Here is a 12,803-nt window from a genome sequence, read left to right as displayed (position 1 = left end):
CAGGTGCTCGTTATGAATTTTCCAGTTTTATATCTTCGCAAAGGTGCCGAGCGTAGGCTCCGGGCGGGTCATCTGTGGGTTTACAGTAATGAGGTGGATACCCGCCGGTCGCCACTCACGGATTTTGAGGCGGGTGCTCAGGCGGAGCTGAGGGCGTCCAATGACAAGTCGTTGGGGACGGTTTTTGTTAATCCGAACGCACTGATTTGTGGCCGTCTCATCAGTCGCGATGCCAGCCATGGTATGACGCCCAAGCGTTTGACGGAGCGCTTGGAGACAGCGCTGGTTCTGCGTGAAAAGCTCTTCAACAGGCCGTTTTACCGTTGGGTTTTCGGAGACAGTGATGGCCTTTCGGGGCTGGTGATTGACCGCTTTGGCGATACGGTGGTGGTGCAGATTTCAACAGCCGGCATGGAATTGCTGAAAGACACCATTGTGCGGGCTGTTCAGCGCCTGGTGCATCCCACGGCGATTGTTCTCAAGAACGATGGCAAGATGCGAAAGGTTGAGGGGCTGGAGAGCTATATCGAGCAGGCACACGGTCCTGAGACTTCTTTGCTCAGTGTTGAAGAAAACGGGGTTCGCTTTGAGGTGCCGATGGAAGGTGGCCAGAAGACTGGCTGGTTCTACGATCACCGAATGAACCGTCAACGGCTGCAGGCCTATGCACCTGGCAAACGGGTTCTTGATGTTTTCAGTTACGTCGGCGGCTGGGGTATTCAGGCCGCCTGTGCTGGTGCGACTCAAGTAACCTGCGTGGATAGTTCGTCTTCAGCAATCGACTCGGTGCATCATAATGCCCGGTTGAATGGCCTGGATAACGTGGAAACCCTGGAAGGCGACGCCTTTGAAGCTTTGAAGGCACTCTGCGACGAGAAAGAAAAATACGACATTGTTGTGCTGGACCCGCCGGCGCTGATTCCCCGTCGCCGGGACCAGAAAGCAGGGGAGCAGGCTTACGCCCGGCTCAACCAGTTAGGGTTGCGCTTGCTTGAGCGGGACGGGATTCTGGTTTCAGCGTCTTGCTCTATGCACCTGTCCCAGGAAAAGCTGATCGATATCATTCGCGGTAGTGGTCGCAAGATCGATCGCTTTGTGCAGCTACTGGAACAGGGGCATCAGGCTCCGGATCACCCGGTAATTCCGGGCATTCCAGAAACCGATTACATCAAATCCTGTTTTGTGCGGTCACTGACCAGCTTTTTCTGAAGAGGCTGGTCAGTCTCTTAATGACAGGATCTTCCAGCCATGTTCCCGCGCGAGCGCTTCCAGCGTGGGGTCCGGATCAACGGCAACGGGATTGCTGACTACTTTCAGCAAGGGAGCATCGTTGTGAGAGTCACTGTAAAACCAGGCGCCGTCCAGGTTTCTGTCGTGAGCTTCCAGCCAGTCGTTTAACCGGGTGACTTTGCCATCCTGAAAGCTGGGTATGCCGGCGACTTCCCCGGTATACCGGCCATTCACCAGCTCCGGCTCGGTTGCGATCAGGTGCTCGATACCCAAGGCTTCAGCAATCGGCTCGGTTACAAACCGATTGGTCGCGGTGATGATCATCAGTGTGTGGCCCTGCTCACGATGGCTGTCCAACAGTTGGGTAGCCTTGCTGAGCATCATCGGCCGGACCTTCTTTTCCATGAACGTATTTCGCCAGTCCAGTAGTTGGTCCATGTTGTGAATTGCCAGCGGCTGCAGTGCAAAGCCAAGGTAATGAACGATGTCCAGTTCGCCATTCAGGTATTCGTGGTAGAACCGGTCATTCGCCTTCTGATATTCCTCGGCGTCGACAATACCCTCTTCAACAAGAAATTCGCCCCAGGCATGGTCGCTGTCGCCGGCCAGAAGGGTGTTGTCGAGATCAAAAATAGCTAGGGTCAAGCTGTTACCTCCGGTGATTGCGGGGCTTGCGCCAAGGGCGACAGTCTATCACGACCTGTTCAATGCGGCTCTGTTTGCCGAACCCTTGGGTTTCTGTAAGAATGATAGCAACTTGGACAATTCTGGCCGGTGATTTTTTGTACCGGCCAACCGACTATTGAGAGGACTGTGCCGTGATCGATTCAGACGGTTTCAGACCCAACGTCGGAATCATTCTGGCCAACCACAGGGGCGAAGTCCTCTGGGCAAGGCGAATAGGGCAGGACTCCTGGCAGTTCCCTCAAGGTGGTATCAAACACAACGAATCACCGGAAGAGGCGCTGTACCGGGAGCTTGGAGAGGAAGTTGGTCTGGGGGGCAGTGATGTGGAAATCATCAGCTGTACCCGGGGCTGGCTCAGGTACCGCCTTCCCAGGAGGATGGTACGTCAAAACTCGCACCCCGTTTGTGTGGGCCAAAAGCAGAAATGGTTCCTTCTGAGGATGCTATCGCCGGACGCGCAGGTTTGCGTGGACGGTACCGATTCACCGGAGTTCGACGGCTGGCAGTGGGTAAGCTACTGGTATCCGTTGGGCCAGGTTGTCTCATTCAAGCGTGAAGTGTATCGACGTGCGCTGCGGGAGCTCGCTCCGCGACTGTTTTACAACATGGAACAGTGGTATCGGATTGAGCAGAACCGGCGTTTAAAGGAACTCCAGAAATGACGGATTGATCCCGGCCATGCTGAGCATACTGCGAAGTCTTGTACAAGAGGTAAACAGCGCCCGCGATTTGCAGGAGGCGTTGGATATCATCGTATCGCGGGTGCAGAAGGCCATGGGAACCGAGGTCTGTTCCGTCTATCTGCTTGACCCTGCCACGAACCGCTACATTCTGATGGCCACCGAGGGGCTCTATCGCAAGGCCGTCGGACAAGTGAGTCTCGGCTATTCGGAAGGCCTGATTGGCCTTGTGGGTTCGCGCGAAGAGCCAATTAACCTTGAAGATGCCCCCGCCCATCCCAGATATCGCTATTTTCCGGAAACCGGCGAAGAGCGCTTTCGGTCCTTTCTGGGTGTTCCCATCATCCACCACCGCAGGGTACTCGGTGTTCTTGTGGTTCAGCAGCGGGAGAGTTCCCGCTGTTTCGACGAGGGTGAAGAAGCATTTCTGGTAACTGTATCGGCCCAGCTGGCTGGTGTTATCGCTCACAGTGAGGCGACCGGTGCGATCAGTGGCCTGTCGCTGACCGGCGAGGAGGCCAGGGATGTCAGCTTCAGTGGTGTTCCTGGTGCTCCGGGCGTGGCAATCGGTGCCGGTGTTGTGGTCTATCCTTCCGCCGATCTGGACGTGGTGCCGGAAAAGCCGACGGAGGACATCGAGCAGGAATTGGCATTGTTCCGCTCCGCGGTTAAAGCGGTAAGAGAAGATATTGAGCGCGTCGCAAAACGGCTGGCTTCCCAGCTTCGGCCGGAAGAACAAGCGCTTTTTGACGTGTACTTGCGGATGCTAGGTGATGATGCCTTGCCTGGTGAGGTTGCCAATAAAGTCCGGGAAGGCATCTGGGCGCAGGGCGCGCTCAAGCAGGTCGTTCAGCAGTATATTCGCCATTTTGAAATGATGGACGATCACTACCTGCAGGAGCGGGCTGTAGATATTCGCGATCTTGGGCGGCGTTTGCTGTCTCATCTTCAGGAAGGTGAGCAGACGCATGTGGCATACCCGGAGCGCACGGTTCTGGTCAGTGAAGAGCTGACGCCTGCCATGCTCGGGGAGGTGCCCAAGGGGCAACTGGTCGGTCTGGTTTCCGTCAAAGGCTCCAGCAACTCGCATGTGGCCATCCTCGCTCGTGCCATGGGCGTGCCAACGGTTATGGGTCTCGTGGACATCCCGGTCAATCAGTTGGATGGTAAAGAACTCATTGTCGACGGCTTTGAGGGTCAGATTTTTGCCTCGCCTTCGGATGATCTGCGGACATTCTTTCAGGCTATCTGTGACGAGGAAGACGAGCTGGTTCGTGGCCTTGAGGTCCTGAAGGATAAACCCTGCGAAACCACAGACGGGCACCGGGTCTCGTTGCTGGTCAATACCGGGCTGATGACTGACGTGGTCCGCTCCCTGTCCCATGGTGCTGAAGGTATTGGTCTATACCGGACCGAAGTGCCGTTCATGATCAAGGACCGTTTTCCGTCCGAGCAGGAACAGCGTGAATATTACCGGGAGCAACTGGAGGCTTTTGCGCCCAATCCGGTGACCATGCGTACGCTCGACATTGGCGGCGACAAGTCACTGACCTACTTTCCTATTCAAGAGGAAAATCCTTTTCTGGGCTGGCGCGGTATTCGTGTGACCCTGGACCACCCGGAAATTTTTCTGGTTCAGGTGCGAGCCATGCTCAAGGCCAGTGAAGGCCTGAACAATCTTCAGATCATGTTGCCGATGATCAGTAACATCTCGGAGGTCGAAGAGTCCCTGCACTTGATCTATCGGGTTTACCATGAAGTTCGTGAGGAGGGATATGACATCCACATGCCCAAGGTGGGCGTGATGGTGGAAATTCCCGCCGCGGTATACCAGATTCGTGAGCTGGCAGACCGGGTCGACTTTCTTTCGGTAGGATCTAACGACCTTACCCAGTACTTACTGGCGGTTGATCGTAACAATCCGAGGGTGGCGCAGCTTTACCACTCCTACCATCCGGCCGTGCTGCAGGCGCTGGTCAGAGTTGCGCAGGATGCCCATGTGGTTGGAAAGCCTGTGGGAATCTGTGGCGAGCTGGCGGGAGACCCCGGCGGAGCTCTGCTTCTGATGGCAATGGGTTATGACTCCCTCTCCATGAACGCGGCAAGTTTGCCGAAAGTAAAATCGGTGATTCGCAGTGTTAGTCGCGAGTGGGCCGTGCAGCTGCTGGAGGACGTCCTGTTGCTGGATTCGCCCCATGTCATCAAGAGTTGTGTGGACCTTGCGCTTCGTAACGCCGGATTTGGCCGCTATCTGAGGCCGGGTAGATCCGGCGCGGTGGCCTATGCCGAGCAGGCCGCTTCCTGATTTTGTTGCGGCTTTCTGGAAATATAGGGTGTGAATTCTAAAACTGGCTGATAGCTTGGGTAACTTCCCGACAAACGAATAGGGTTTCCGGGAACCCTGGAGGAAAAGGACAGGCCATGACTGCTCCAACCGAACTTAAATCCACTCCCCGCATTGGGCTGGCCCTTGGTGGCGGTGGCCCGCTGGGTGGTATTTATGAAATCGGTGCCCTGCGGGCCCTTGATGAAGCTTTGGATGGCCTCGATTTTAACGACCTTGCCGTCTACGTTGGGGTGAATGCCGGCTCCTTTGCAGCGGCCAATCTGGCGAATCAGATGACCACGGCACAGCTTTGCCGGATATTCGTACGAAACGAAGCCGAGGTTCATCCCTTTCATCCGGAGGTTTTTTACCGGCCGGCGTTCCGGGAAATCGGAAGCCGGTTGTTGTCTGTGCCAGGACTCGTGTCCACGGCAGTTCAACGCTTCATAAACAACCCCTATGACCAGAGCTTGCTGGAAGCCTTGACGATTCTGGCGCAGGCAGCGCCTGCGGGCCTGTTTGATAATGAGGGGTTGCACGAATACCTGAAGCGGGCTTTCACCATGCTCGGCCGAACCAACGATTTTCGCCAGTTGAAACGTAGCCTTTACATTGTGGCGGCGGATGTCGAAAGCACTGAAGCTGTCTGTTTCGGCGCGCCGGGTTTTGATCATGTGCCCATTTCGAAAGCGATTCAGGCCAGCACGGCCTCGCCGGGGTTGTACGTGCCTGTGGAGATCGACGGTCGCTACTATGTCGACGGAACACTACGTAAAGGATTGCATGCATCTGTTGCATTCGAGGATGGTGCAGATCTTGTCTTTGCTGTGAATCCGCAGGTGCCCATTGATGCCAGCGCTGCCGTTCGGGCAGGCACAATGAAGCCGGGCGAGCTCACCCGCTCTGGCATGCCGAACCTCTTGTCCCAGACCTTCCGCACCATGGTTTATTCGCGAATGCAGTCGGGCATTGCCCAATATGCGCGGGATTACCCGGATAAGGATATCCTGTTGTTCGAGCCCACTCGCGATGATGCCAAGCTGTTCTTCTCCAATGTCTTCAGTTTCCAGTCTCGCCGCATGGTCTGTGAGCATGCCTATCAGATGACACGACGGGACTTGCTCACTCGTGCGGATGAGCTGGAACCGAAGCTTGCCAAATACGGCATCAAGCTTCGTCGTGATCGCCTGGAAGATGAGCAGAGAACAATCAGCACCAGTCTTTATGGCGAGATGTTGCCACTGTATGTGGCCAAGGGCCGTAAGAAGAGTGCCGAGAAAGGAAGGTTGGCTTCCGGCCTTGAGAACGTGACTCACCTGTTCAACAAAGCCCAGTAAGCCGGATTCGGGGCACCCGTGGGTGCCCCGTTCTCATGAGTTACAGAATATAGCGGCTCAGGTCTTCATCCTCGGAGAGGGCGCCGAGCTTCTCGTCCACAAACTCGGCGGTGACCTCAAAGCCATCCGTGACCTTGTCACCTGCGTCAAACGAGAGGCTTTCCAGCAGTCTTTCAAGAACCGTGTGCAGGCGCCGGGCTCCGATATTTTCGGTCGTCGCATTTACCTTCCAGGCCACTTCCGCAATGCGGGCGATTGCGTCATCGCCAAACGTCAGCTTGACGCCCTCGGTAGCCATCAGCGCTTCGTACTGTTGAACCAGAGAAGCATCCGGCTCAGTGAGAATGCGCTTGAAGTCGTCAGGTGTCAGGGCTTGCAGTTCGACCCGAATCGGAAGTCGGCCCTGAAGCTCCGGGATCAGATCCGATGGCTTCGACAGGTGAAAGGCACCGGAGGCGATAAAAAGGATGTGGTCTGTGCGAACCGAGCCATATTTGGTACTGACGGTGCTTCCTTCAATCAGCGGCAGCAGGTCTCGTTGAACGCCCTCACGGGAAACGTCGGATGAGGTGTTCTCGGAACGCTTGGCAACCTTGTCGATTTCATCGATAAAGACGATGCCATTCTGTTCTACAGCCTCAATGGCTTTCTGCTTTATTTCTTCTTCGTTGACCAGTTTCGCAGCTTCCTCTTCCTTGACCCGTTTCAGCGCATCTGAAACCTTCATTTTTCGGGTTTTGCGCTTATCGGAGGAGAGGTTGGAGAACATGCTCTGGAGCTGGTTGGTCATTTCCTCCATGCCCGGAGGGGCCATGATCTCGACACCGGCGCCGCTACTGCGGAGATCGATCTCGATTTCCTTATCATCCAGTTCGCCTTCGCGCAGCTTCTTCCTGAACATCTGGCGGGTAGACGAGTCTTCGGTGCGCTGACTGTCTTCATTAAAATCGCGAGGGGGTGGCAGGAGGGCGTCCAGAATTCGGTCCTCGGCCGCGTCCAGGGCTTGATGCTCATGACGCTTAATTTCCTGTTCGCGCAGCATTTTTATCGCCATGTCAGCGAGATCGCGGATGATAGACTCTACATCACGACCGACATACCCCACCTCGGTGAACTTGGTTGCCTCCACTTTCAGGAAGGGCGCATCCGCCAGTTTTGCCAGGCGCCGGGCAATTTCGGTCTTGCCGACACCGGTAGGGCCAATCATCAGGATATTCTTGGGGGTGATCTCATCGCGCAGACTGTTGTCTAGCTGCATACGGCGCCAGCGATTTCTCAGGGCGATCGCCACCGCCCGCTTGGCTTCTTCCTGGCCCACGATGTGTTTATTGAGCTCGTGGACGATCTCACGGGGAGTCATTGCAGACATGGTCGCTCCGGATCAGTCGTTGGTAGACAGCACCTCGATGGTGCGATTGTGGTTGGTGTAAATGCATATGTCGGCGGCAATATTGAGGCCTTTTTCCACAATCTCGTGCGCTGAGATGTCGGTATTCTCAAGCAGCGCCCGAGCGGAAGCCTGAGCGAACGGTCCGCCGGAACCAATGGCGATCAGGCCCTGTTCAGGCTCAATGACATCGCCGTTACCGGTAATTATTAGTGACGCTGTTTTGTCGGCTACTGCCAGCAGTGCCTCCAGTTTGCGCAGAGCCCGGTCCGTTCGCCAGTCTTTAGCCAGCTCAACCGCTGCTTTGGTCAGATTGCCCTGATGTTTTTCCAGCTGGGCTTCGAAGCGTTCAAACAGAGTGAAGGCGTCGGCGGTACCGCCAGCGAATCCTGCGATTACCTTACCGTTGTAGAGGCGCCGGACTTTGCGTGCATTCCCCTTCATTACGGTATTGCCGAGGGAAACCTGGCCGTCGCCACCCATGGCAACTTCGTCATCGCGCCTGACGGAAAGTATGGTAGTCATTTGGGCTCCAATTGCCTGATTGAAATCGGTATTGAGCAGTTATGGAGGCGAGAGGGAATAATTCAAGTGTGGGGGTGCCGGCAGCGTGCAGGGCCTTTCGAAACACGCTGCCTTCCGAATGTTTCAGATCAACCTTCTTTCGGGATTTTACGAATCAGAGGCTGAATATTGATCGAAACAAGTTTGTCGATGGCAGAATTCATCTGGCTGCGGGAGCTGAAAGGGCCCACATTGACACGATACCAGGTGGACCCGCTGTCCAGATCTATGCGCTGAACGCTCGCCCGTAGCCCCTGGAAGGCGATCTGCGCCCGCTGTCGCTCGGCGTCTTCCTTGCTTCGGAAAGAGCCGGACTGGACCACGTAGTCGAAATCCTTCTTGACCGGGCCAGGAGTGTATTCGTCAACCTTGGGCGGCACCACCTCGGATTCGGGCAGCATTTCGTAAAAACGAAACCCGGGCTTTTTCTCTTCTTGTTTCGCCGTGGTGGTCGATTTATTTTCCTGGTTCGTCGTCGGGCTTTCAGCCTGCTGGACTGGTTGCGCCGGGCTGCCGGGGGGCAATGAATTCAGATAGATGATGAATCCGATGAACCCGCCAACGGCCGCAAGTGACAATATCCATTTCACCGACAGTCCTCCCTGCTGGGAGCGCGCCGGAGCAGCAGTCTTTTGCCGCTTCTTCTGCGGACGCGCCCGTTTAGGCTGTTTGTTCTGCGTCGTCGCTGAGGCGGCGGTTGAGCGATTCTTGCGGGCATAGTCTCGGGACATTGTCGCTGTTTACATCTCTTCCGGTGCACTGACGCCCATCAGGTCGAGGCCGTTGGCAATCACCTGACGTATAGCAAGATACAGGCTGACACGGGCATCACGGATCGAGGTGTCCTCAATCAGCACCTTGTGGGCGTTGTAATAGGTGTGAAACTGGCCAGCCAGATCTCTCAGGTAATGCGCCAGATGATGAGGTTCGCGCAGCGCTGCCGAGTTTGCAATCAGCTCCGGGTACTTGGCGAGCTGGTTTGCCAGCTCTTTCTCTTCGTCCAGAGTCAGGAGTGACAGGTCTCCCACGCTCTCATTACGCCCTCTGGTTACGCCTTCCTCAGCCATTTTTCGCAGCACACTGCAGATGCGGGCGTGCGCATATTGTATGTAGTAAACCGGATTTTCATTGGTCTGGGAGCGGGCCAGATCGATATCGAAGGTCAATTGGGAGTCCACTCGGCGGGCTGCGAGGAAGAAGCGGGTTGCATCGCGCCCAACCTCATCGATCAGATCTCTGACGGTGACGTAGCTGCCAGCCCGCTTGGAAATTTTCACTTCCTGACCGGACCGGGTCACCATCACCATCTGATGCAGCACATAATCCGGCCAGCCTTCTGGAATTCCTGCATTCAGTGCCTGCAAGCCGGCACGGACACGGGTGACGGTAGAGTGATGGTCCGCCCCCTGTTCGTTGATGACGGTAGTGAAGCCTCTCTGCCACTTGTCCAGATGGTAGGCAACGTCAGGTAGAAAGTAGGTGTATCCACCGTCCTTTTTGCGCATGACCCGGTCCTTGTCATCGCCAAATTCTGTGGTTTTCAGCCACAGGGCGCCGTCATGTTCATAGGTGTAGCCATTTTCCTGGAGGCGTTTGACGGTGGCTTCGACCTTTCCCTCTTCATAGAGAGAAGACTCAAGGAAATAGACATCAAACTCGACACCGAACGCCTTCAGATCCAGATCTTGTTCGCGGCGCAAATAGGCCACGGCAAACTCCCGAATGGCGTCCCGGTCTTCCGGATCCGCCTTGGCTGCCACTTGCCGGTCATCGGCCGTGACTGTCTCGCCGGCGAGGTAGGCTTTGGCTACGTCGACGATGTAATCGCCCCGATAGCCATCGGCTGGCCAGTCCTTATCTTCCGGACTCAGGCCTTTAACCCGTGACTGGACTGAAAGCGCCAGATTGTTAATCTGGGCGCCCGCATCGTTGTAGTAGAACTCCCGGGTCACATCGTAACCGTTGGCTTCCAGCAAGCGGCTGAGGCAATCGCCAATCGCCGCTCCACGTCCGTGGCCAACATGCAGAGGCCCGGTAGGGTTGGCAGACACAAATTCCACTTGCACCTTCTCGCCTTTGCCTTGCGTGTTGCGACCGAACGACTCCGCTTCATCCAGGATGGAATTTACCACCTCAAAGGCACTGGCTGTGCTCATAAAGAAGTTGATAAACCCGGGCCCTGCAATCTCTACTTTCTCGACTGCTTTACTGTCGGGCAGTTTCTCAACCAGGGCTTCAGCCAATTTGCGAGGTGGACAACCGGCAGCCTTTGACGCCACCAGGGCAATATTGCAGGCGTAGTCACCGTGGGATTTATCCTTGGTGTTGCCCACTTGCGGAGTATAAGTCTGGTCTGCGGGCAGGGTACCTTCGGATTGAAGTGCGGCCAGTGCAGACTGGAGCAGATCGGAAACGGTCTCTTTCATGCTGTCAGATGACTCGGTTTGCTGGAGAATTGGCGTTAGGGCAGGGGGCCCGTCAGAAACAGAAGGCGGGTATTATCGCGGAAAGGTGGAGGAGACTCAAACAATGAAATAAGGGAGGGGCAGGGTGCCCCTCCCTTATTTTTGTTAATCCGGGTTCGCGCAGCTTGTCGCGACCCCATAAGGGCTGTTAGAGCCTCCCGGAGGAGCGGACGACTCCAGGTCTTCTGCCGTGCAGGATAGGGTGAATCTTTGGCGCGCCTGAGATTCGGTACCCTGAACGCTGGTTGTGGCAATCAGGTCAACTTCGATCCAAGAGCACTCACTCTTGAGATACGTCAGGTCGAAGGTTACCGTTCCATCGGTTCCAGTAGTGAGATTTCTTGGTACGGTGGCTGAGGGGTCGGGCTCCAGTGAGCCGTTGTTGTTCGCATCGATATCAGAGTCGTCCAGGATGCCGTTGTTGTTGACATCTTCAGACACGCAACCATCAGCCACTGTGTAGGTTGGTACCCATGGGTCTGAGTCAGTCAGCCTGGTGTAGAAGCCTTTAAAATAACGCACTGGAATAACGCTAACCTGTACAGAGCGGTTGGCAGATGCGTTGCCGTTGGCGTCGGTTACAATGGCTGTCCAGGGTTGTTTATAGAGAGTCAGGCCGGATTCGGTGATCTCGTTACCGGTGCCGATATTGATGCGTAGGGCTTGCCCACCTACCGTGAGAGACAAGTTTTGCGAGATAGTTGTGGTTGGCACGGTTGCCGTTATGGTGACCCCGTCCAGAGAGCTGGAAGTTGAGCTCGACGTATAGGTAACCTGGGTTTGCCCCTGACTGTCAGTTTCACCTGAACCTGCGGAAAGCGAGCCGCCGGTTATATCGTCAAGGGTGAAGTTAACGGTGGCATTTTTTACAAGATTGTTATTGCTGTCACGCACGGTGGCCAGAATTACAGCCGATTCGTTTTGCCCGATTTGTGTCTTGTCAGCCTGCAGATTTAGTTGCGCAGGGGTTGTCGAAACAAACTCAAATGTGCGTTGCGCCGAGGGACCGCCGGTTGCTTGACTCCGGGCTGTGACCGAGGCCGGACCCACGTTTGTTGAAGAAATGCGTACAGCCGCTGTGCCTCCGGAGGTTGTAACGGTCGCTGTGCTGGAGTTGCCTGGCGAAAAAATACCTCGTGTCGTCTCAAAGACGACGCTGGTTCCGTCTGCAACCGGGGTGCCGTTGGACAGCCATTCAACCTCAATCTGCTGAGCAGTGTTCAGTTCGATTTCGGTGTTGCTGTCTGGTAATGAGAAACTGAATGCATCTGGAGAAATGGAAATCGACTTCTCAGCTGTTACCAGGCCAGCCCCGCTGTATGCGTTAACAGTGATGACTTCGGAGCCGCCGGACTGTGCAACCAGATCAAACGTCACGGTACCGTCGGCCGCAGTTGAGAAAGACGCGGCATTTGTTATCTGGTTGCCAAGGGCTGTTGACACCGATACGTTTTCGCCTGTTATGGGGCGTCCGTCAGCGTCAAGCAATCTGGCGGTATAGGTTGCAGATGCGCCCGCCACAATGGAAGAGGGGCCGGTTACTGAGATGGACGTGCCAGTAACAGTCACGGTTGTGGTCTCAGAAACGCTCCCGGCAGATACAGTCACGGTAATCGTCCGGTTCTGAGCGTCGCCCTCTGCGGAGACCAGAGCGGAAGCTTCACCGTCTGCACCAGTTATGGCGTTTTCAACCAGAACGGTGCCATTGTTGTTCGCGGCAAAGGATACGTTGACGTTTTCGAGAACCCGGCCATTGCTGTCTTTGATAAACGCAGTGATGCGAGAGTTGTCGCTGCCGTTCGTGGAAATCTGAGGAGATTCATTAACCAGTTGTATTGAGCCTACGGACACGGTCTCAGATGGGGTGTCTGTCCCTCCGGTATTACTATCTCCTACGCCCGATAAAGAGCTTGACCCGCTATCCCCACCGCAAGCGGCAAGAGTCAGGGTCAGGATAAGTGCTGCGACACGCGCAAATATATTCCCGGACATTATCTTTTTCTCCAGTCTTCGTTTACAGCAAAAGCCTTTTAAATGCGCATTCCCTGCACGAGAAACGCAAGCTCAGGTATGTTTTCAGGTTTCGTTGTTAGTTTGCTGAAAATCATAGCATAGGATCTATCACAG

10 protein-coding genes are annotated in these 12,803 nt (G+C 55.4%); 4 read left to right on the top strand and 6 right to left on the bottom strand.

Going from position 1 to position 12,803, the window contains the following annotated elements; genetic code table 11:
* The first annotated feature begins 12 nt into the window (after window positions 1-12).
* Window positions 13-1,209 carry a class I SAM-dependent rRNA methyltransferase gene (locus BKP64_RS12035; RefSeq protein ID WP_070970337.1) on the top strand — a complete coding sequence of 399 codons (1,197 nt, stop codon included), beginning with the start codon at window positions 13-15 and terminating at the stop codon, window positions 1,207-1,209.
* 9 nt (window positions 1,210-1,218) lie between these two features.
* Here BKP64_RS12035 and BKP64_RS12030 read toward each other — a convergent pair whose 3' ends face one another.
* A complete protein-coding gene (locus BKP64_RS12030) occupies window positions 1,219-1,875 on the bottom strand; it encodes a histidinol-phosphatase (protein WP_070970334.1) in 657 nt (218 codons plus the stop codon).
* A 173-nt stretch (window positions 1,876-2,048) separates the two neighbouring features.
* Between BKP64_RS12030 and BKP64_RS12025 the strand changes: the two genes are divergently transcribed.
* The 3 genes from BKP64_RS12025 (at window position 2,049) to BKP64_RS12015 (ending at window position 6,260) form a co-directional block, all read left to right on the top strand.
* Complete coding sequence (locus BKP64_RS12025; RefSeq protein WP_070970331.1) at window positions 2,049-2,579, top strand: RNA pyrophosphohydrolase; 531 nt, start codon at window positions 2,049-2,051, stop codon at window positions 2,577-2,579.
* A 16-nt stretch (window positions 2,580-2,595) separates the two neighbouring features.
* A complete protein-coding gene (gene ptsP / locus BKP64_RS12020; RefSeq protein ID WP_070970328.1) occupies window positions 2,596-4,902 on the top strand; it encodes a phosphoenolpyruvate--protein phosphotransferase in 2,307 nt (768 codons plus the stop codon).
* Window positions 4,903-5,018: 116 nt separating this feature from the next.
* Window positions 5,019-6,260, top strand: a complete 1,242-nt coding sequence (locus BKP64_RS12015; RefSeq protein ID WP_070970326.1) for a patatin-like phospholipase family protein — start codon at window positions 5,019-5,021, stop codon at window positions 6,258-6,260.
* Window positions 6,261-6,300: 40 nt separating this feature from the next.
* On the opposite strand, the gene hslU is transcribed toward BKP64_RS12015, so the two are convergent.
* The 5 genes from hslU to BKP64_RS11990 form a co-directional block, all read right to left on the bottom strand.
* The gene (gene hslU / locus BKP64_RS12010) at window positions 6,301-7,629 is read right to left on the bottom strand and encodes an HslU--HslV peptidase ATPase subunit (RefSeq protein WP_070970323.1); all 1,329 of its coding nucleotides are present in this window, start codon (window positions 7,627-7,629) and stop codon (window positions 6,301-6,303) included.
* Between the two features lie 12 nt (window positions 7,630-7,641).
* Window positions 7,642-8,172, bottom strand: a complete 531-nt coding sequence (hslV, locus tag BKP64_RS12005) for an ATP-dependent protease subunit HslV (RefSeq protein ID WP_070970320.1) — start codon at window positions 8,170-8,172, stop codon at window positions 7,642-7,644.
* Between the two features lie 128 nt (window positions 8,173-8,300).
* Window positions 8,301-8,942, bottom strand: a complete 642-nt coding sequence (locus BKP64_RS12000; protein WP_070970317.1) for an SPOR domain-containing protein — start codon at window positions 8,940-8,942, stop codon at window positions 8,301-8,303.
* A 9-nt stretch (window positions 8,943-8,951) separates the two neighbouring features.
* Window positions 8,952-10,637: an arginine--tRNA ligase gene (gene argS, locus BKP64_RS11995; protein WP_070970314.1), complete on the bottom strand. Its 1,686-nt coding sequence runs from the start codon at window positions 10,635-10,637 to the stop codon at window positions 8,952-8,954.
* 144 nt (window positions 10,638-10,781) lie between these two features.
* Entirely contained in the window at window positions 10,782-12,527 is a 1,746-nt protein-coding gene (locus BKP64_RS11990; RefSeq protein ID WP_157755429.1) for an Ig-like domain-containing protein, read from the bottom strand.
* Between the last annotated feature and the right edge of the window lie 276 nt (window positions 12,528-12,803).

Origin of the sequence: Marinobacter salinus (assembly GCF_001854125.1) — a bacterium.
GTDB lineage: Bacteria > Pseudomonadota > Gammaproteobacteria > Pseudomonadales > Oleiphilaceae > Marinobacter > Marinobacter salinus.
This window is presented reverse-complemented; position numbering and strand designations above follow the sequence as displayed.

Coding starts and splice junctions, on each gene's coding strand:
- BKP64_RS12035 (WP_070970337.1), top strand. CDS start 13: ATGAATTTTCCAGTTTTATATCTTCGCAAAGGTGCCGAGCGTAGGCTC.
- ptsP (WP_070970328.1), top strand. CDS start 2,596: ATGCTGAGCATACTGCGAAGTCTTGTACAAGAGGTAAACAGCGCCCGC.
- BKP64_RS12015 (WP_070970326.1), top strand. CDS start 5,019: ATGACTGCTCCAACCGAACTTAAATCCACTCCCCGCATTGGGCTGGCC.
- hslU (WP_070970323.1), bottom strand. CDS start 7,629: ATGTCTGCAATGACTCCCCGTGAGATCGTCCACGAGCTCAATAAACAC.
- hslV (WP_070970320.1), bottom strand. CDS start 8,172: ATGACTACCATACTTTCCGTCAGGCGCGATGACGAAGTTGCCATGGGT.
- BKP64_RS12000 (WP_070970317.1), bottom strand. CDS start 8,942: ATGTCCCGAGACTATGCCCGCAAGAATCGCTCAACCGCCGCCTCAGCG.
- argS (WP_070970314.1), bottom strand. CDS start 10,637: ATGAAAGAGACCGTTTCCGATCTGCTCCAGTCTGCACTGGCCGCACTT.